The following is an 18,502-nucleotide window of genomic DNA, read 5'->3' as shown; positions in this document are numbered from 1 at the left end:
AAGGCTGCAGATTGGCTTCAAAATATGCTTGGCAGTTGTTATGAAAATTTTTAATCTTTGAAAGCATATAGAGAATGAAAAAGGGGACTATAATATCAGGAATTGCCAATTTGTCACTTAAGGTGGTTAAAATTATGGGGTTTTTTGACAAACTATTTGGGAGTTCATCTAATAAGGAGGAAGAACAAATGGCTAACTTAAACATCGGTATTATTTTAGGAAGTACTCGTGAAGGACGTCTTAGTCCACAGGTTGGAGAATGGGTAAAATCACTTGCAGACAAACGCGGCGATGCCAATTATGAAATCGTGGATATTAAAGATTTCAACCTGCCGTTTTTAGGAACAACGGATGGATCAGAACCAGGGATTGGACAATGGAATGAGAAACTTGCTAACTTAGATGGTTTTATCTTTATTGTTCAAGAATACAACCACAGTATTACAGGTGCGTTGAAAAACGCTCTCGATTTTGCCCGTGAAGCTTGGAATAACAAAGCGGCTGGAATCGTAAGCTATGGTTCAGTGGGAGGAGCACGTGCTGCAGAGCATCTACGCGGCATTCTAGGGGAATTAGCTGTTGCAGATGTTCGTACACATCCAGCTTTAAGCCTATTTACTGACTTCGAAAACGGACAAACTTTCAAACCAGCAGAAATGCATGAAGGAACAGTAAACGAAATGATCGGTCAACTAGTTTCTTGGTCAACTGCTCTTAAAACCGTTCGGTAATAGAATAATTTTATATAACACAAGTTAAACAACGCATGGAGTTCTGATATTCCATGCGTTGTTTGTGTACTTTTCATTCCTATATTATTTGAATTTCTAACCATTTACGAACACTATTAATAAACCATACTTTCGTACATTTTTTCAAATCCTCAACGGTTAATACTTTTTCGTGAATTTCTCCATTATTGAGTAAGCATTCACGAAAAGTACCTGCTAGTAATCCGCTGCTAATAGGGGGTGTCCACTTCTGATCGTCTATTTCCAAAACAACGTTTCCATTCGTAAATTCCGTAAGCTCACCATCTTGATTCCACAGAAGTACATCATAAACATGAGGGTACTGTTGTTGAAAATTTGAATACATCGCTCGATTCGTTGTTTTATGATAGAAAAACGGATTGTTTTTATCCATCGGTATGTCTGCCAGCGCTGCCTTTATCGGTGTATTAGGTTGTGAAATGGGTTGAGCTTCTAGTTCTAAATCACCATTTTTATCCAAAAGAAGCCGTACTTTGAAATGACCTGTGATATATTGACCAGCATGCTGAGCCAATGAATGTCTCAACGATCCCAAATTTACCGGAAAACCAAAATACTCTGCGGAATTTTTGAGGCGATTTAGATGTTCCTCAAGCAGGAAGAATTCTCCATCCTGTAATAAGAGGCTTTCTAGTAATTGAAACTCAGGCCGATTCTCCTCAAGCAGCTTTGCTTTTGCAAGAATTTCATGATATTCCCCTTCAGTCGTTGAATCCCACGTAATCCCGCCGCCGACACCATAAGTGGCGATACCCGTTTTTTGATCAATCACAACCGTTCTTATTGGAACATTGAAAATCGCTTCTTGGTTTGGCGTGATATAACCAATTGCTCCGCAGTATACATCTCGAGGAGCTGTCTCTAATTCAGAAATGATCCCCATCGTACTAATTTTTGGAGCACCAGTAATAGAGCCGCAGGGAAAAAGAGCTTTAAATATATCAACCAGTTCAAAATTCTCCGCAAGTTTTGCCGTGATGGTCGATGTCATTTGATGTACAGTCGGATAATGTTCAATTTCAAATAGCTTTGGAACTTCTACCGTACCAGGCTGTGCAATCATCCCTATGTCATTACGAAGTAAATCAACGATCATGATATTTTCAGCCCGATTTTTTTCAGAGTGATAAAGCCAGCTGGCATTTTCATTATCCTCAGTGAATGAATTTCCTCTTTTTACTGTTCCTTTCATCGGCCGGGTTGTGATGTACCTATCTTTCAAATGGAAAAATAATTCCGGCGATGCAGAGAGAATACGATGGTCACCGATATTCAAATACGCACAATAATTTGACGCTTGTGCATTTTTGAGATTTTCAAAATAGGCGATATCGTCACCTTTGAATTCTGAGTGAAGGCGAATCGTATAGTTTGCTTGGTATGTATCGCCAGCTTCAATGGATTGCTTAATAGACCGAATAGAGGCATCATATTTTTCGAGAGGAACAGATGGAATCCAATCGGATAACTCATATGTCCCATTGCTGCTCAGCGTTCCTGTTTGCGGTTCAGAAAAAATGCCAAACCACAATAATGGCATGGTAGATCCTTTGTTTACTTTAAAGGCTGGGTCAAAAGCCGGTGCGCTCTCGTACGAAAGATAACCAGCAGCATAATAACCTTGCTGAATAGCCTCTTGAATCTCCTTAAAACATGAAAGTATGTCATCAATCGAATAGGCAACTATCACTTTTAATGGTTGCTTAAATATGATTGGCAGGATTTCACCTGAGGAAGAGGCAAATTCAAAAGATAAAAGTGGTTGGTTTTGATTATTTATCCTCATTGTTTTTTCCTTTTTTAATTATTTTTTGAAGAAATTTTGGATCATCTTTTTTCCACTGTCCGTTAATATGGCTTCAGGATGAAACTGAACGCCTTCAACCCTGAACTGTTTATGTCGCAATCCCATGATTTCACCGTCATCACTTCTAGCACTGATCTCAAGGCAGTGGGGGAAAGTGGATTCGTCAACAACCAATGAATGATATCTAGTAATTTGTAACGGTGAGGGAAGCCCAGAGAAAATCGAATGCTGATCATGATCCATAAGTGAAATTTTCCCATGCATCGGCCGGATAGCTTTTTTTATCATGCCGCCAAACGCTTGAGCAATAATTTGATGGCCTAGACAGACTCCTAAAATCGGAATGTCTTGATAAAATTTTTTAACGATATCTAAACAAACGCCTGCAGTATCAGGATTGCCTGGTCCGGGTGAAATAAGAATAAAATCTGGTTTCAGCGTTTGAACGTCATCTAACGTGACTTGATCATTCCTATGAATCACAAGCTCTTCACCGATTTCACTAATATATTGAACTAAGTTGTATGTAAAAGAGTCATAGTTATCAATTACTAAAATCAATTTTTTTATTTGCTCCAATCTGTTAAAATTATTTTAATTATAACAATAGGTTTATTATAGATGAACGAGTGTGCCATTGTGAAGAGGATATTAATGATCGTAATACTTTGTATGGTTTAGTAATGTAAGTTCATACTATAAATATGATTATTTAAGGAAGCTGAACATTTTACAGTTAAATCTGAATTATAGTAAAATAATGAATGGGAAAGACGAGCATATTTAATTTTAAGCTCTTCTTGCATAATGAAACAGAAAAGGAGAAACTATGAAACTAAAATTCTTATTCATCGTTGCAGCAGCCATGCTTTTATTAGCAGCCTGCGGTCCAAAGACAATCGACGAATCGATTACGTTGCTGGATCACGAAAAAAATGAAGTAACGATTCCACAAGAAAAGCCTGTACTTTTGTTCTATATCACTACCTACACCTGAGGAATCTGCCAGCAGCAACTAGTTGAGTTGCATAAGAATCTTAAAGAATTAGACGGTATGGACATGCCCATGTATATCATTAGTAAGGACCTACCTGAAGAACAAAAGTTATTACATGATCAGCTGGAAAAAGATTTTGGGAAAAGCCTTCCATTTATATCCGATCCGGAGCTAAAATTAATTGATGAAACCGGAATGAAGAATGAAGATACAGCCTATAGAGGTTATGCAATCATTGCTCCAAATGGTGAAGTTGTGCTTAAACAGGTAAACGATCATTGGGGCGAGGAAATCGACAAGACCGTGGAAGATATTAAGGAAGCCTACGATAAATTATAATGAAATGAATGTATGAGCAAAAAGGGAGGTTTATTAAACCTCCCTTAAGCCCTTTCCCTCTAGAATTTCTTGAACACCTTCTTCACAAACTCCGTATGAACGCCAGGTACAGGTTTCACAAACCGTTTTTATATCCGATGGTATGATATACTTTTTTATCCTTGACTCAATGTCCTCCCAAGTAAGGATTTGTCCGATTTCGAGCTTTAACTTTTTTAATATAGCAGAATCTCTCGCATAAATTCTATTCTCCTCACAGTGGTAATTTCCTGTGTTTGGGTACTTTTCACACAATTGATCCGGACCTTCTATTAGCTCAATAAATGTATGAGGGTTATCTCTTAAGGTATGATGCAGCTTTGTCATATTTTCAACATACTCTTGGGAATAGCCCATTCCTCGATAACCCAAGAGACAAAAGATATGATGACCACGTAGCTTATACAAATAAATTCCCCCAGTTCAATAGATTGATTTTCTTTTAATGTAAACTTATATAAGGTAATGGTTAACTTTGTTTTTATTATAACATATTGAACCTATAGTGTTCGGAATATTCCTAATATTGATTATATTTTTACGGGTCGTGTGTTTTCAGTTACATATTCTTCTAAATTGAGGTAAAGGATATGCTTATAAGAAATGAATATTAAGTTGAATGGTGAACAATATGCACATTTTATTTTTAGCCCCTTATTTTAATCAACCAAGAGGAAATTCAACGACCATAAAACGACTAGTTCATTTTTTACATAAGAAAAATTTAAGTTTGTCTGTTATCCCTTATTTGGAACATGATAATTGGCATCACTCTGATGCTGATATTATTCATATCTTACACGCGACTCGTTTTATTCAATGGGCGAAGGAGAACGATTTTAGCATAGATCGGCCGTATCTTGTAACAATGGGCGGGACGGATATTAATATTGACTTACAGAAAGGCTTCAATGAAGAGGTGTTTGCCTTTTTACAGAAAGCTTCTTTTATTACTGTTTTTACAGAGGATGCTAAGGAGAAGGTTATCCATTTGTTTCCTGACTGGGAGAATAAAACGAAAGTGATTCCCCAGGGTGTTTGGCTGCCATGGAATATTGCAGCCAAACGGGACGAAATAAGGCCGCACATTCTTCTCCCTGCTGGACTGCGACCCGTAAAGGATGTTTTGCATGTTCTGCCTGCACTTGATCAGTTAATTAATCACTATCCAAATATGTGTTACACGATTCTCGGTGCAAACTTGGATGAAAGTGTGAAGGATGATGTACTTAAAAAGGTGAAGAAGCGTCCATGGATGCAATATGCCGGTGTAGTTCCCTATGAGGTTATGAAGGTATGGTATGAACAGGCTCAAATTGTGATTAACACTTCTCTATCGGAAGGTCAATCACTAGCTGTGATGGAAGCAATGGCGATGGGCAGGCCTGTTATTGCTCGAAAAAATGAAGCGAATATGCAGCTAATCCTTCATGAACAAACAGGGTGGCTTTATGAATCGATGGATGAATTTATCGCAGCCGTCCATTCTATAGTCAATAATCAATTTTTGAGGGAGAAAGTTGTTCAGCAAGCTCAGGAATGGATTATTGAACACTATTCACCTGAGACAGAAGCACTTGCTTATATAAATCTATATCAACAAATTTAGAATGTTGTTAGATAGTTGACCTGTTTACTGGGCGTTAAAACATGAAAATGAGGGGATTAAACATGAATGTAGTTAAAGTAGGGGTAATCGGAATAGGAAATATGGGTAAATCACATGCACTTCAATTGGATAAAGGACTTATTAAGGGAGCAATGTTAAGCGCAGTTTGTTTGTGGTCGAGAAAAGCAAATGAATTGGGTAAAAAAAGAATATAATAAATCAAGTTCAATGTTATCAGGATGAAGATGCCTTTTTTAATGAATCAGATATAGAGGCAGTTATTATAGCGACACCACATTACAGTCACCCGGAATTGGCAAAAAAAGCTTTTGCTAAAGGAATGCATGTTCTACTCGAAAAACCTGCTGGAGTCTATACCAAAAATGTATTGGAAATGAACGAGGCAGCTGCCTCGAGTGGGAAAGTATTTGCCATGATTTATAACCAACGTACAAACCCGCTATATCAAAAATTACGCCAACTCATTCAATCAGGTGAACTAGGTAAAATTAAACGGACCAACTGGATTATTACAGACTGGTACCGCCTGCATAGTTATTACGATTCAAGTAAATGGAGAGCAACATGGAGAGGTGAAGGAGGCGGGGTATTATTAAATCAAGCCCCACACCAATTAGATTTAAGGCAAAGGACGACAGGTTTAATTCCCATTCGAATACATGCCTTCTGCCATAATGGAAAATATCATGATATTGAAGTTGAAGATGATGTTACCGTATATGTTGAATATGAAGGCGGTTCTACAGGTGTGTTCATTACGTCAACTGGTGAAGCGCCAGGAACAAATCGTTTTGAAATCGTAGGTGATCGTGGAAAAATGGTAGTTGAAAATAAATATACTTCATTTTTTCCACTTAACACAATCAGAACGAGCATTTAATGCTTCCTATACAGGTGGTTTTGGGGAACCGGAATGCTGGAAAATTGACATCCCTGTGAAAGGAGAAAACCTAGGTCACATAGAAATCATTCAAAATTGGATTGATGCGATTTCGAAAGGTTCGCCATTACTTGCTCCTGGTGAAGAAGGAGTGAAAGTTGTAGAATTGGTCAATGCCATTTACTTATCTTCCTGGTTGAATCAAACGGTTGAATTACCTATTGATGCTAATATTTATCTAAAGAAATTACAAGAAAAAATGAATCAATCAACATTTCAATAAAAGTCTATTAGACCCCACATGTAACTTTCAACATAGTGGGGATTTGGTGTTTCTTTTTAAAAAATCAGCCATTTGGGATTTCATTTTAGGAATCTAAAACAGCTGATTTTTTACTCCTGCATAGCTATTTTCAACTTTATTCTTAAAAATTTTAGAAAGATGATTGACATTAACAAATATTTTTATTATGATTATCTCGAATTAAAGATAATTAATTTAAGGGTAATACCTTCTTCATTTCAATTCTAATAAACTTATTATTTTTTTGGATAACATCTCGAATTCAAGATATTTTAATTAAAAATAAATGTTACCTTATCAATTATAGGAAAAACTAAAGTGATATTTAATGAGTTGGATTTAAAAATACTAAATAAAGGAATGTGAAAACATGGTTAAAAAAACAATGGGAATTCATCACATTACAGCGATTGTAGGTCATCCACAAGAAAATGTAGATTTTTATGCCGGAGTACTAGGACTGCGTTTAGTGAAACAAACCGTTAACTTTGATGATCCCGAAACGTATCATCTTTATTTTGGCAACGAAGGAGGAAAGCCTGGAACGATCATCACTTTTTTCCCTTGGCCTGACGCCTATCAAGGAAAAATTGGCGGCGGTCAGGTTGGAGTAACCTCTTACGTAGTACCAAAAGGAGCATTGGATTTCTGGGAAAAGAGACTTGAAAAGTACAGCATATCAGTTACAAACATCGAACGTTTTGGAGAAACCTCCATACTTTTCGAAGACCCACATGGACTTCAATTAGAAATAGTAGAGAGGGAAGAAGGATCAGTAAATACTTGGAGTTTTGGCGAAATAACATCTGAAACGGCGATAAAAGGCTTTGGCGGTGCTACTCTTTTATCAACGCAGCCTCAAAAAACAGCTGAATTATTGGAAAAAACAATGGGTCTTGAAAAAGTAGGTCAAGAAGGAGATTTCGTACGTTATCGTTCAACGGCTGATATTGGAAATATCATTGATCTGCAGTTAACAGCGGTTGCCCGCGGGAAAATGGGTGTAGGGACGGTACACCATATTGCTTGGAGAGCAAGTGATAACGAGGATCAATTAGAGTGGAAACAATATGTAAAAGAGCATGGATATGGGGTCACTCCTGTTAAAGACCGAAATTATTTTAATGCCATTTACTTTAGAGAACATGGAGAGATACTATTTGAAATTGCAACAGATCCACCAGGATTCGCTCATGATGAGTCACAGGAAACGATGGGAAGTGAGCTAAAATTGCCTGAACAGTATGAACCCCATCGAGAAAAGATTGAAAAAGCTTTACTTCCATTTGAAGTTAGAGAATTGGACTGATTAAAGAAAGGGGATGATTGATTTGCGTTCTATTGACCCATCGACAAATACTGAAAGGGAAAATTATAAATTATTAATCGGCAGTATCATACCAAGGCCAATTGCTTTTGTTACAACGACGTCAAAAGAAGGGATCTTAAATGGTGCACCCTTTAGTTATTTCAATATTGTTTCATCAAATCCGCCGATGATTTCATTGGCTATCCAACGGTCAAATGGAAGACAAAAAGATACAGCCAGAAACATCATCGAGTCACATGAATTTGTCATTCATATTGTAGATGAACAAAACGTTGAAAAAATAAATCAAACAGCTGCAAGTTTACCTTCAGATCAAAGTGAAATAGAATTATCTGGATTAACCCCGGTAAAAAGCACAAAAGTTACAGTACCAGGGGTAATGGAAGCAAAAATTCGCATGGAGTGTACATTAGAACATTCCTTGGAATTAGGAGGTTCGGATTCGCCAGTCGTTGATTTGATTATTGGTAAAGTGATTCAATTTCATATTGAAAACGATATTTATGAAAATGGAAGAATTAATCCGATGGGCTTACGGGCTGTCAGCCGATTAGCAGGTCATGATTATGCTGTAATCGGTGATATTTTCACTATTGAAAGACCGAATTGAATATGAATCAAATGCCAAAAGAGGAGGATGGAAATGCAAAAAACAGCAGGGATCCATCATATCACAGCGTTTGTCAATGATGCGCAAAGAACAACTGATTTTTATACAGGAGTGCTTGGATTAAGACTGGTGAAAAAAACGATTAATTTCGATCGACCAGAAGTCTATCATCTATACTTTGGAAATGAATCTGGAGAACCCGGAACCGTTATCACCTTTTTTCCATGGGAAAAACAGTTAAAAGGGCGGATTGGTACTGGTCAGGTGGGTGTCACGAGTTACATGATTCCCATTGGTGCAATGGACTTTTGGAAGAATCGTTTAGAGACATTCGGGGTTAAATTTAGTTTATCTGAACGTTTTGGAGAAAACTATCTACAATTTCAGGATCCAGATGGTCTTGAACTGGAATTGGTCGAGCGAAATCATGGAAGCATTAACTGTTGGAGTGTTAACGGTATTCAGCCGGAGATTGCTGTGAAAGGGTTTGGTGGGGCAACACTAATTTCGGCAAAGCCTAATAAAACTGCTGAGGTGCTTGAACATGTTTTAGGTTTGAGATTCCTCGGACAAGAAAATGGCTTTCTACGCTTTCAATCGGAAGGTCAGTTTGGAAATATCATTGATATCAAGCTGACACCGTCTGTTCGTGGTCTGATGGGAGCAGGAACCGTGCACCATATTGCCTGGCGTGCCAAAGATGAAGTGGATCATCAAAGGTGGAGAGCTCTTCTTCAAAAGGAAGGATTTTATCCAACTGAAATACTTGATCGAAACTATTTCAAAGCAATATATTTTCACGAAGAAGGCGGTATCCTGTTTGAAATAGCAACCGACCCGCCAGGTTTTACCGTTGATGAACCACTACATGAACTCGGACATAAACTTATGCTTCCATCATGGTTTGAGTCAAAACGAGAAGAATTAGAAGCGCTTGCCTCCAGTTAAGGGAAACAAGTGAAAGGAGACCGATAAAGGATGAAACATATCTTTCAAAAAGGGAAGGATTTAACAAAACCAACATTTCTATTACTGCATGGCACTGGAGGAAATGAATTAGATTTACTGCCACTTGCCGGTATGGTTGACGATGAAGCTTCTTACTTAAGTGTACGCGGGAATGTGTTAGAAAATGGAATGCCGCGATTCTTTCGAAGAATAGCTGAAGGAGTATTTGATGAGGAAGATCTTGTTTTCCGTACAAATGAACTGAATCAATTTCTTCATGAAGCAGCACAAGAATATGGCTTTGACAGAAATAATATACTTGCCATTGGTTATTCAAATGGAGCTAATATTGCTGCAAGTTTGTTATTTCATCATCAACATGCATTAAAAGGTGCCATACTGCATCATCCAATGGTACCGAGAAGGGGAAATGAACTACCTGATTTATCAGGGAAATCAGTATTTATTGCTGCTGGAACTAATGATCCAATTTGTTCACCAATGGAATCGAAGGAGCTGCAAGCATTGTTAGAAAAGGCAAATGCATCAGTAGAGCTTCATTGGGAAAATAGAGGTCATCAGTTGACCAGAGAAGAAGTGGAAATGGCAGCAAAATGGTATCGAAAATTATTATTTGATTAATAAAACTATTAAAATTTATGGAGGTTTTTTTATGATAGGAAAACACGAAGCAGGAGCACTTATTTTACGATTTATTCTAGGAATCAGCTTTTTCATCCACGGGTATGTTAAGTTTCGTGATGGTATCGAAAACACGGTTGCTTGGTTTGAGAGTATTGGGTTATCAGGAATATTGGCATATGGAGTAGCTTCAGTTGAATTGATTGGTGGAATCCTATTAATCCTTGGATTGGCCACTCGACTTGTATCAGTATTATTTGCTGGCATGATGATAATCGCAACATTAAAAGTAAAATTAGCCATTGGCTTTCTAGGCAATGGTCAAATGGCAGGATATGAGCTGGATTTAGCATTTTTAGCAATGGCTATTTATCTTGTGTTAAATGGAAGCAGTCTTTTATCAGTTGGGCATAAGATTTTTGAAAAAGATTCAGAGAACGTAACAAAAGCTGCCTAATGGTTAAAAATGGAATTCGATAATAGAGAGTAAGCCAGTCATATTACATTGATTTGGCTTATTTTTTTATACTGAAAATTTGAATATAGCATATAGGAATAACTGTTCCTCATTAATTTAATTGACATGAGATTATGGGGAATTAGGTGGTGGCAGTGGTAGTAAAGTCTGTAAACGCCTATGTTCAAGAGTCATTGTTGAAAATGGAAGAACTACTGGTGTGGAGGTATTTTCCGAAAATAAGAGATCTCATAGAATTCGGGCAAAAAATGTAGTAGTGACTGCAAGTACATTAGAGACTCCTCGTCTATTGCTGATCTCGAGAGTCCAAGGGCTTGCCATTGGGCGGTATTTAACAGAACACGTGTCCATGATTGCTATTAGTACGATACCGCGAAGACAATTTTCCGATAAACTAGGTAACTTTGCTATTTTGAAGTTTTAGACAGAGGAGTCACCATATCAAATTCCTGGTCCTGATCAATATTTTTCATACCAGCAATTTGAAGATAAGGAACTAAAGGATCAGCTGATGGTTGTCTATGCTTCGTTTGGAAGGGTCGAGTCACGCGGAGAAACAGAGTATACTTAGATCCCACTAAATGAGATGAATTTGGGTGTACCGTTACAGCAGGTTCAATATTCCTTAAGCAACAAAGATCGTCAGACAGCCCAACAAGTTGAACAAGGAATTAGAGAATCAGTAGCTACTGTGAAAGTGACACTAACACTAGATGAGTCGACATTGGTCCTAAGACCGCCTGGAGCAGATATGCATGAAGCTTGTACTTGCAGAATGGGATGATCTGGAAACCTCTGCTACCAATCGAAATGGTCAAATCCATGGGGTTCAAGGCTTATTTGTGACTGATAATAGTGTTCTTCCTACATTAACCGCGGCTGGACCCGTTCTTTCTAACATTGCACTTGGCATAAGATTTGCCGATCATATTGTTCGAGAATTAGATTGAGCGATTTGAACTTATTATAATATTACTTTGTGATAGATCTTCTTTTAATAAAATAAAAGAATCCGCAGACAGCTTTTAATTGGAGGAGCTGTTTTTTTAATTCCTTTTTATTAAACTATTATTGACAAACAAAAAAGCAAATTTTCCGTTGACATATATACTAGTTTATAATATATTTAATTCAAGATATTTTTATTAAAAATATTTCAAGATAAGATAAAAAGGAGTTTTAAAATAAATGAATATTTTAGTAGTAAAAGCAAATAACCGTCCAGCATCAGAGGCAGTATCAAGTAAAATGTATGAAACCTTCATGAACAACCTGGAAGGTACTAATGTAACAACATACGATGTTTTTGCAGAGGACATGCCTTACTTCGGTCAGGATTTATTCAATGCTTTCGGTAAAGTAGAATCTGGCGAAGAAATGACTGATGTTGAAAAACGCATTTTAGCAGCTAAACAAAAAGCAATGGATGCCCTAACAGCAGCAGATGTTGTGGTATTCGCATTCCCATTATGGAATCTAACAATCCCAGCTAAATTACAAACATTTGTTGATTATGTGTACCAAGCAGGCTACGCATTCAAATATGATGAAAACGGGCAGCTTGTTCAATTAATGACAGACAAAAAAGCGATTATCTTAAGTGCACGCGGCGGCGTTTACTCAACACCAGAAGCAGCACCAATGGAAATGGCTGCAAATTATATGAAAAACGTATTTGGCGGCGTATTTGGTATGGATATCATTGATGAAGTGATTATTGAAGGTCATAATGCAATGCCTGATCAAGCGGAAAAAATTATTGCTGAAGGACTTGAAAAAGTGGCAGCTGCTGCTAAAAATTTATCAGCTGTAACAGCATAATTTATTGAAAAGAATAGGAATTTTAGAAAGACAGCTCATTGTTATTTGGGGCTGTCTTTCTTTGTTTGTAAGCCTTAATTAACTGCAAGATCAGGTGGATGTGACATTTGTCATATCTTGTACATGACACCTGCTACTTACAAATATGATTATCTTTCTTTATACTTTGGAATAATAATGCAAAATAAAGAAGGGGATTTAAATCTAATGACCTTACAAAACACAAATATGTTAAAAAAACAAATGGCTCCTTATGAAAAATCAACGGCCAAAGCTAGTGTATGGCAGATAATAAACACGGTCGTGCCATTCATCGCCTTATGGTACTTTGCTTATATCAGTCTTTCCGTATCCTATTGGTTAGCGCTTGTTCCGATTGTAATCGCTGCAGGTTTTTTGGTAAGAATATTCATTATTTTTCATGATTGTACACATTATTCATTTTTTAAAAACCGACGTCTTAATCGAATAGTCGGAACGGCCATGGGCGTTATCGCATTATTTCCTTTTGAAAAATGGGGACGTGAGCATTCTATTCATCACGCAACAAGCGGAAACTTGGATAAACGAGGAATAGGTGATATTTGGACATTAACAATTGATGAATATCTAAAATCACCAGTTCGTACTCGAATGGCTTACCGCCTTTACCGTAACCCATTCGTAATGTTTGGATTAGGGCCGATTTTTCAATTTCTTTTAAAAAATCGATTTAACCGTAAAGATGCTAAAAAGAAGGAACGTATGAATACCTATTTGACGAATGTTCTTATTGCTGCAATAGTGGGCTTGCTTATTTGGGCTGTTGGATGGCAGTCATTTCTTCTTGTTCAAGGTTCTGTTTTCTTACTGGCAGGTTCAGCTGGTATTTGGTTATTTTATATCCAGCATACGTTTGAGGATTCTTATTTTGAAGAAGATCGGGATTGGGAATATGTAAAAGCTGCTGTGGAAGGAAGCTCCTTCTATAAGCTTCCAAAATTCATCCAATTCTTAACAGGGAATATTGGGTTTCATCATGTTCACCATTTAAGCCCGCGCGTTCCGAACTATAAATTAGAAGCGGCACATAATAACACACCGCCATTACAAAACGTTCCAACCATTACGCTGGCAATAAGCTTAAAGTCGCTCCGTTTCCGTTTATGGGATGAGAAAAACAAGACCTTCGTTAGTTTTAAAGAGGTCAAACGTATTGCGAAGAAAAGAGTTTCCGTACAAGTCAAACCGGAAATCTAAATATCTAGCTCCCCTTATAATGGGGGGCTTTAATTTTACCGTAACTTGGGAAGAAATGAAGGAGAGAGCGATATGATTCGAATTGTCATAGCCGAGGATCAAGAACTGTTGCTAGGCGTGATAGGTGCACTTCTTAATCTGGAGGAGGATATAGAAGTGGTTGGTCAGGCAACGAATGGGCAGGAGGCAATAGCGCTTGTACACGAATTGCAGCCAGATATTTGTATCATGGATATCGAAATGCCTGTCATGAACGGACTTGATGCAGCAGATGCTTTAATTTCTTCAGACTGCAGAATCATCATCATGACGACTTTTGCAAGAATAGGTTATGTGGAACGTGCCCAAGAATCAGGTGTTAGAGGGTATTTATTAAAAGACAGCCCAAGTAAGGATTTAATCCGCTCTATCCGCAGCATCATGAACGGAAAGCAGATATACTCTCCTGAACTAATAGATCATGATACTAGTGAATTTGGAGAAGGTGTTGAAACGTTTTCCGAATTTCAAAATGACACCTGTTATCGTCCGAAGAATCCGTTCAGGAATGTTAGAAAATATTTTTCTACGATTATCGATAAAATGAAGTTACCGACGGGATAAAATTCATTTATCTTTTAGCGCTCCTTTCTATAGATGGAAGGAGTGTTCTTTTTTGCTAATTTGAACGGATTTTATTAGCGTTTTGATGGAAAATAACTAGAAATAGAATGGAGGTTACTTTTTGATGGATAACAATCAAGGTCGCTATACTGTGTCTGGAACAAATATAGATGAAGTAAAAAGACTAAATGCACAATCCGGTATGTCATATAATGAAGTAAAAGCATACCTTGCGCAAACGACAGGCGGACATGGTACAAGGAACTTTAGCAATACTGAAATCGAGGAAGTGAAAAGGAAAAATCAACAATCAATGGACGTGAGTAAGAATTCTACATTCTGAAAAAGCAGAGGGACGGTTCTGTTGCTACTATGAAGCAACAGAACCGTCCCTCTGCTTTTTCAATGTTTTTTTTTCATAACTTTTTACTAAGTAATAGGAAATCGTAAAACAAAGTTTTTTCTTAGTAACTGCCTTTAATTATTCTTTGATCCGCCAGCTGGTACACCTAATGCTGTCCCGGGGATATCATCATAAACTGCAGGATCAGCATCTTCAATTGAACCATCAGCAAGGCTGTTTAATACTGCCATAACCGGAACTTTCGCTGTTTCTTTTAGCATTCCACTTTGCTTCTGTCCAAGAGTTTGAGTTTGGCCTTTAATCTCGATAAGCATTGTTGCAGTTCCATTAAGCTGTATAGCTCCTAGGCCTGAGCCTGGATAGTTTACAGTCGGATACTTTTGAATCGCTCCGAAAGAGGAGTTGCCACGCTGAAGAGATTCATAAGCAACAGCATTTATTTTTTTACTCAATAGAAGTACTTCTGGGTCTAGCTCATAAATCTTCCCGCTAAAAGGATCTTCATAAGACTTTGTTGTAAACTGTGCCAATAATTGAATTGAAACCGAACGGCTGTCTTCTTCAGATAGACGGTTGAAACCGCGGTGATGAAGGTCAATTGCCACATCCGGCTTGAATTCCTGAACTACTTCTGTAAGAGCACGAGTTTCAGGTGAAACCACTAATGAAGCTTGGGCACCATTATTAGTTTCCGGATTATTTAAAATTGCAGCAACCTTTTCAGGATCCTTTTTAATTTCCTCATTTATATCAAAATCATAATTTGGATGAAAATCGCGATTCAAATCATAGCCAGGAATTCCATAGACTACATTTCCAGCATTGTTTGGTGCTCTTTCGCTTCCTATTGCATTGTAATACCATGGAGCTTTTGTACCAGCAGGCAGCCCTAGTTCCTCAGGGTTCCATGTTTGGTGGTTATATCTCGTTGGGTACTGCTTGCCTTCAAATTCATTGGCTGTTCCATCAGGGTTTAATCGAGGGACGAACCAAACATTCACATGATCTAAAATATTCTTTGCTTCCTGGCTGCCTGTGGATAGCATTTGCATTAATTCAACAACGGCCTCTGTACCAAGAGGTTCATTACCGTGAATTTGTGTATATACTAAGACTCTTTTTTTCGCAGGGTCATTGTCACCAAATTTAGCAACATAAAGGGGATTCCCGTCATTGGATGTTCCAAATTGCTCTAGGATCATTTTTCCCTTGGAAGATGATGCAATTTGTTTTAATTTCTTTTCCAATTGCTCATTTGACATTAGCCCTTCGAGAGACAAGTTCTGTTCGTCTTGAATCCATGGTCCGTTTGGTGTGACAATCGGTTCTGCAAACACAGCAGTCGAACTTCCAACAATTGCTGTGGCTAGAAGACCGCTAGATAGAATAGTTCTCAGTACTTTTTTCTTTTGCATTTATGTAACCTCCTACGTAATAGATAGAAAATATAGTAGCATAGAGAATGTCGATTTGTAATAATATTTAGAAAAGTTAGTAAAATTATCTCAGAAAAAATTATTAGGATAGGACAAACAATATAATTTTTCGACAAAAAAAGTTGAGAGGGAGTGATTCTTAATCACTCAAATAGTCACCCATTGATGTAGTTGCATCAAAAAAAGCGTGTTTATTTTTTACAATTAATGGAGCAACAAAATATCAAGGATTGGGCATAATGACAAAATAAAGAAGTTATTCGGGAAGGGGCGGGAAATAATGCAGGAACAAAAAAGAGAAATGATCGATAATTACACAAATCAGTACAGCAGAATTCTTAATAAAAACAGTAAAATTGACCCTAGTCTATTTGATGAGTATGGGGTGAAGCGTGGGCTTAGGGATAAAAGCGGTAAGGGAGTGCTTGCCGGGCTGACTAAAATTTCAACCATCGAGTCCACACAAGAAGTCGATGGAAAAACGGTACCTATAGAAGGAAAGCTGTATTATCAAGGATATAATATCCATGATTTAGTGCAGGGATTTGTCAATAAGCGATTTGGATTTGAGGAAATCACGTACTTACTTTTATTTTCTTCACTCCCAAATGAAGCACAGCTTAAAGAATTTAAAGAAGTTCTACGAGATTCACGAAATCTGCCGAAAAATTTCACAAGAGATGTCATTATGAAAGCTCCAAGCCAAGACATTATGAATTCCTTGACGAAAAGTGTCCTAACATTGGCTTCATATGATGAGAGAATAAATGATATGTCGTTGGAAAATGTATTACGGCAATGTTTAATGTTGATCAGTGTATTTCCAATGCTATGTGTATATGGATACCATGCATATAATCACTTCGAGTGTGATGACAGTCTCTATATTCACAGACCGGATGATAAGCTATCAATGGCAGAAAATATTTTAAGAATGCTTCGTCCGGACAAACAATATACAGAGGTAGAGGCAAGAGTTCTGGATGTTGCTTTGGTGCTTCATATGGAGCATGGCGGCGGGAATAATTCCACGTTTACCACAAGAGTCGTATCCTCTGCCGGTTCTGATACCTATTCGGTTATAGCCGCAGCCTTATCTTCACTAAAAGGTCCGAAGCATGGAGGGGCTAATATTAAGGTAGTCGAGATGGTGCAGGATATTAAAGCCCATGTATCAGACCTGAAGGATGAGGAAGCGATAAAAGCCTATTTAACAAAGATTTTGAATAAAGAAGCCTTTGATAAGAGGGGTTTAATATATGGAATGGGACATGCTGTTTACTCGATTTCTGATCCACGGGAACAAGTATTTAGGGGATTTGTCCAAAATCTAGCCGATGAGAAAGGAAGACGGGAAGATTTTGAACTATATACGATGATTGAAAGAATGGCACCGGAGGTCATTGCGAAAGAACGCCGAATCTATAAAGGCGTCAGTGCTAATGTTGATTTCTTAAGCGGTTTTGTATACAGCATGCTCGATATACCGGTAGAACTCTACACTCCCATCTTCGCCATGGCAAGAATCGTCGGCTGGAGCGCCCACCGCCTAGAAGAACTTATCAACGTAGACAAAATCATCCGGCCTGCCTACAAAAGCATAGGATCAGTAAAACAATACGTCGATTTGAATGAACGAGAATGATCAGAGGGACGGTTCTTATGCTTCCTAATTTGAAGACTCAGAAAAGGAAGCAAGAGAACCGTCCCTCTGCTTCTAAAAGAAAGGTAGGGACAAAAGATGAATAATTTAACAAAGCTGAAAATAAATAAGCCGGCACATGAGGTTTTTGAGGCTTTTGTAGATCCCGCGAAGATCGGGAATTTTTGGTTTTCCTCTAGTTCGGAAAGATGGGAAGCGGGGAAGACGATTACTCTAAGATATGATGAATACAATGCTGAAGGGACTGTCAAGATTACCGGACTTGAAACCAATAAGAAAATTGTAATGGATGACTGGGAAGGCCATACAACGACAATTACACTGAAAAAGGAAGACCCCTCCACCACAATCATTGAAGTAAACGAAGAAGGCTTTGATGAAAACGATGTTGATCGTTTATTAGATAATAAAGAAGGCTGGGTTTATACGCTGACTTGTTTAAAGGCATATGTGGAATTTGGAATTTCTACTTTAAGAGCATCCCTTGTTAAATGAACTTACCAGCCATTCTACAAATTGAAGCAAGGGGACGGTTCTTCCGCTTCATTATTTTGGATTTTCAGTAAGTGGGTGCAGGAGAACCGTCCCTCTGCTTTCCA

The 18,502-nt window shown here is 37.8% G+C and carries 25 protein-coding genes; 21 read left to right on the top strand and 4 right to left on the bottom strand.

Annotation, left to right across the window (positions count from 1 at the left end; genetic code table 11):
- The first annotated feature begins 134 nt into the window (after positions 1 to 134).
- Complete coding sequence (locus R4Z09_RS15630) at positions 135 to 731, top strand: NADPH-dependent FMN reductase (RefSeq protein WP_338447685.1); 597 nt, start codon at positions 135 to 137, stop codon at positions 729 to 731.
- A gap of 79 nt (positions 732 to 810) precedes the next feature.
- Here R4Z09_RS15630 and pabB read toward each other — a convergent pair whose 3' ends face one another.
- Entirely contained in the window at positions 811 to 2,559 is a 1,749-nt protein-coding gene (gene pabB / locus R4Z09_RS15625; protein WP_338447684.1) for an aminodeoxychorismate synthase component I, read from the bottom strand.
- Between the two features lie 18 nt (positions 2,560 to 2,577).
- Complete coding sequence (locus R4Z09_RS15620) at positions 2,578 to 3,141, bottom strand: aminodeoxychorismate/anthranilate synthase component II (RefSeq protein ID WP_338447683.1); 564 nt, start codon at positions 3,139 to 3,141, stop codon at positions 2,578 to 2,580.
- Between the two features lie 268 nt (positions 3,142 to 3,409).
- Here R4Z09_RS15620 and R4Z09_RS15615 point away from each other — a divergent pair, with 268 nt between their 5' ends.
- Positions 3,410 to 3,577, top strand: coding sequence for a hypothetical protein (locus tag R4Z09_RS15615; protein ID WP_338447682.1), 168 nt, complete (start codon positions 3,410 to 3,412; stop codon positions 3,575 to 3,577).
- Between the two features lie 3 nt (positions 3,578 to 3,580).
- Entirely contained in the window at positions 3,581 to 3,916 is a 336-nt protein-coding gene (locus R4Z09_RS15610; protein ID WP_338453290.1) for a redoxin domain-containing protein, read from the top strand.
- 33 nt (positions 3,917 to 3,949) lie between these two features.
- On the opposite strand, the gene R4Z09_RS15605 is transcribed toward R4Z09_RS15610, so the two are convergent.
- A complete protein-coding gene (locus R4Z09_RS15605; RefSeq protein ID WP_338453166.1) occupies positions 3,950 to 4,363 on the bottom strand; it encodes a DUF1284 domain-containing protein in 414 nt (137 codons plus the stop codon).
- A gap of 223 nt (positions 4,364 to 4,586) precedes the next feature.
- On the opposite strand from R4Z09_RS15605, the gene R4Z09_RS15600 reads away from it, so the two are divergent.
- The 16 genes from R4Z09_RS15600 (at position 4,587) to R4Z09_RS15525 (ending at position 14,783) form a co-directional block, all read left to right on the top strand.
- Positions 4,587 to 5,564, top strand: coding sequence for a glycosyltransferase (locus R4Z09_RS15600; protein ID WP_338453165.1), 978 nt, complete (start codon positions 4,587 to 4,589; stop codon positions 5,562 to 5,564).
- Between the two features lie 62 nt (positions 5,565 to 5,626).
- Positions 5,627 to 5,779, top strand: a complete 153-nt coding sequence (locus R4Z09_RS15595) for a hypothetical protein (protein ID WP_338453164.1) — start codon at positions 5,627 to 5,629, stop codon at positions 5,777 to 5,779.
- Entirely contained in the window at positions 5,776 to 6,465 is a 690-nt protein-coding gene (locus R4Z09_RS15590) for a Gfo/Idh/MocA family oxidoreductase (protein WP_338453289.1), read from the top strand. The genes R4Z09_RS15595 and R4Z09_RS15590 overlap by 4 nt, the downstream gene beginning before the upstream one ends.
- Positions 6,410 to 6,748, top strand: coding sequence for a hypothetical protein (locus tag R4Z09_RS15585; protein WP_338453163.1), 339 nt, complete (start codon positions 6,410 to 6,412; stop codon positions 6,746 to 6,748). The genes R4Z09_RS15590 and R4Z09_RS15585 overlap by 56 nt, the downstream gene beginning before the upstream one ends.
- A 391-nt stretch (positions 6,749 to 7,139) precedes the next feature.
- Positions 7,140 to 8,078, top strand: coding sequence for a ring-cleaving dioxygenase (locus R4Z09_RS15580; RefSeq protein WP_338453162.1), 939 nt, complete (start codon positions 7,140 to 7,142; stop codon positions 8,076 to 8,078).
- 22 nt (positions 8,079 to 8,100) lie between these two features.
- A complete protein-coding gene (locus R4Z09_RS15575; protein ID WP_338453161.1) occupies positions 8,101 to 8,709 on the top strand; it encodes a flavin reductase family protein in 609 nt (202 codons plus the stop codon).
- A 33-nt stretch (positions 8,710 to 8,742) separates the two neighbouring features.
- A complete protein-coding gene (locus tag R4Z09_RS15570) occupies positions 8,743 to 9,657 on the top strand; it encodes a ring-cleaving dioxygenase (protein WP_338453160.1) in 915 nt (304 codons plus the stop codon).
- A 30-nt stretch (positions 9,658 to 9,687) separates the two neighbouring features.
- Positions 9,688 to 10,299, top strand: coding sequence for an alpha/beta hydrolase (locus R4Z09_RS15565; protein WP_338453159.1), 612 nt, complete (start codon positions 9,688 to 9,690; stop codon positions 10,297 to 10,299).
- Positions 10,300 to 10,330: 31 nt separating this feature from the next.
- The gene (locus tag R4Z09_RS15560; RefSeq protein WP_338453158.1) at positions 10,331 to 10,756 is read left to right on the top strand and encodes a DoxX family protein; all 426 of its coding nucleotides are present in this window, start codon (positions 10,331 to 10,333) and stop codon (positions 10,754 to 10,756) included.
- Between the two features lie 220 nt (positions 10,757 to 10,976).
- Complete coding sequence (locus R4Z09_RS15555; protein WP_338453157.1) at positions 10,977 to 11,201, top strand: hypothetical protein; 225 nt, start codon at positions 10,977 to 10,979, stop codon at positions 11,199 to 11,201.
- Positions 11,202 to 11,369: 168 nt separating this feature from the next.
- On the top strand, positions 11,370 to 11,561 hold the full coding sequence (locus tag R4Z09_RS15550; protein WP_338453156.1) for a hypothetical protein: 192 nt from the start codon (positions 11,370 to 11,372) through the stop codon (positions 11,559 to 11,561).
- Complete coding sequence (locus R4Z09_RS15545; RefSeq protein ID WP_338453155.1) at positions 11,533 to 11,727, top strand: GMC oxidoreductase; 195 nt, start codon at positions 11,533 to 11,535, stop codon at positions 11,725 to 11,727. The genes R4Z09_RS15550 and R4Z09_RS15545 overlap by 29 nt, the downstream gene beginning before the upstream one ends.
- 238 nt (positions 11,728 to 11,965) lie before the next feature.
- The gene (locus tag R4Z09_RS15540) at positions 11,966 to 12,598 is read left to right on the top strand and encodes an FMN-dependent NADH-azoreductase (RefSeq protein ID WP_338453154.1); all 633 of its coding nucleotides are present in this window, start codon (positions 11,966 to 11,968) and stop codon (positions 12,596 to 12,598) included.
- Between the two features lie 207 nt (positions 12,599 to 12,805).
- Positions 12,806 to 13,837, top strand: coding sequence for a fatty acid desaturase (locus tag R4Z09_RS15535; RefSeq protein ID WP_338453153.1), 1,032 nt, complete (start codon positions 12,806 to 12,808; stop codon positions 13,835 to 13,837).
- Between the two features lie 72 nt (positions 13,838 to 13,909).
- A complete protein-coding gene (locus tag R4Z09_RS15530; protein WP_338453152.1) occupies positions 13,910 to 14,440 on the top strand; it encodes a response regulator transcription factor in 531 nt (176 codons plus the stop codon).
- 124 nt (positions 14,441 to 14,564) lie between these two features.
- The gene (locus R4Z09_RS15525; protein ID WP_338453151.1) at positions 14,565 to 14,783 is read left to right on the top strand and encodes a gamma-type small acid-soluble spore protein; all 219 of its coding nucleotides are present in this window, start codon (positions 14,565 to 14,567) and stop codon (positions 14,781 to 14,783) included.
- Between the two features lie 134 nt (positions 14,784 to 14,917).
- On the opposite strand, the gene R4Z09_RS15520 is transcribed toward R4Z09_RS15525, so the two are convergent.
- Positions 14,918 to 16,219, bottom strand: coding sequence for a M14 family zinc carboxypeptidase (locus R4Z09_RS15520; RefSeq protein WP_338453150.1), 1,302 nt, complete (start codon positions 16,217 to 16,219; stop codon positions 14,918 to 14,920).
- Positions 16,220 to 16,520: 301 nt separating this feature from the next.
- On the opposite strand from R4Z09_RS15520, the gene R4Z09_RS15515 reads away from it, so the two are divergent.
- Positions 16,521 to 17,885, top strand: coding sequence for a citrate/2-methylcitrate synthase (locus tag R4Z09_RS15515; protein WP_338453149.1), 1,365 nt, complete (start codon positions 16,521 to 16,523; stop codon positions 17,883 to 17,885).
- Positions 17,886 to 17,981: 96 nt separating this feature from the next.
- Complete coding sequence (locus tag R4Z09_RS15510; protein ID WP_338453148.1) at positions 17,982 to 18,398, top strand: SRPBCC domain-containing protein; 417 nt, start codon at positions 17,982 to 17,984, stop codon at positions 18,396 to 18,398.
- Positions 18,399 to 18,502 lie beyond the last annotated feature (104 nt).

The sequence above is a fragment of the Niallia oryzisoli genome (assembly GCF_036670025.1).
Taxonomy (GTDB): Bacteria; Bacillota; Bacilli; order Bacillales; family Cytobacillaceae; genus Bacillus_BD; species Bacillus_BD oryzisoli.
The sequence above is the reverse complement of the archived record's forward strand: the minus strand, read 5'-3'. Positions and strand labels throughout refer to the sequence as shown.

Excerpts from the sequence above, each read along its gene's own strand:
- R4Z09_RS15630 (WP_338447685.1), top strand. The coding sequence starts at position 135 with ATGGGGTTTTTTGACAAACTATTTGGGAGTTCATCTAATAAGGAGGAA.
- pabB (WP_338447684.1), bottom strand. The coding sequence starts at position 2,559 with ATGAGGATAAATAATCAAAACCAACCACTTTTATCTTTTGAATTTGCC.
- R4Z09_RS15615 (WP_338447682.1), top strand. The coding sequence starts at position 3,410 with ATGAAACTAAAATTCTTATTCATCGTTGCAGCAGCCATGCTTTTATTA.
- R4Z09_RS15600 (WP_338453165.1), top strand. The coding sequence starts at position 4,587 with ATGCACATTTTATTTTTAGCCCCTTATTTTAATCAACCAAGAGGAAAT.
- R4Z09_RS15595 (WP_338453164.1), top strand. The coding sequence starts at position 5,627 with ATGAATGTAGTTAAAGTAGGGGTAATCGGAATAGGAAATATGGGTAAA.
- R4Z09_RS15580 (WP_338453162.1), top strand. The coding sequence starts at position 7,140 with ATGGTTAAAAAAACAATGGGAATTCATCACATTACAGCGATTGTAGGT.
- R4Z09_RS15570 (WP_338453160.1), top strand. The coding sequence starts at position 8,743 with ATGCAAAAAACAGCAGGGATCCATCATATCACAGCGTTTGTCAATGAT.
- R4Z09_RS15565 (WP_338453159.1), top strand. The coding sequence starts at position 9,688 with ATGAAACATATCTTTCAAAAAGGGAAGGATTTAACAAAACCAACATTT.
- R4Z09_RS15560 (WP_338453158.1), top strand. The coding sequence starts at position 10,331 with ATGATAGGAAAACACGAAGCAGGAGCACTTATTTTACGATTTATTCTA.
- R4Z09_RS15545 (WP_338453155.1), top strand. The coding sequence starts at position 11,533 with ATGAAGCTTGTACTTGCAGAATGGGATGATCTGGAAACCTCTGCTACC.
- R4Z09_RS15540 (WP_338453154.1), top strand. The coding sequence starts at position 11,966 with ATGAATATTTTAGTAGTAAAAGCAAATAACCGTCCAGCATCAGAGGCA.
- R4Z09_RS15535 (WP_338453153.1), top strand. The coding sequence starts at position 12,806 with ATGACCTTACAAAACACAAATATGTTAAAAAAACAAATGGCTCCTTAT.
- R4Z09_RS15530 (WP_338453152.1), top strand. The coding sequence starts at position 13,910 with ATGATTCGAATTGTCATAGCCGAGGATCAAGAACTGTTGCTAGGCGTG.
- R4Z09_RS15525 (WP_338453151.1), top strand. The coding sequence starts at position 14,565 with ATGGATAACAATCAAGGTCGCTATACTGTGTCTGGAACAAATATAGAT.
- R4Z09_RS15520 (WP_338453150.1), bottom strand. The coding sequence starts at position 16,219 with ATGCAAAAGAAAAAAGTACTGAGAACTATTCTATCTAGCGGTCTTCTA.
- R4Z09_RS15515 (WP_338453149.1), top strand. The coding sequence starts at position 16,521 with ATGCAGGAACAAAAAAGAGAAATGATCGATAATTACACAAATCAGTAC.
- R4Z09_RS15510 (WP_338453148.1), top strand. The coding sequence starts at position 17,982 with ATGAATAATTTAACAAAGCTGAAAATAAATAAGCCGGCACATGAGGTT.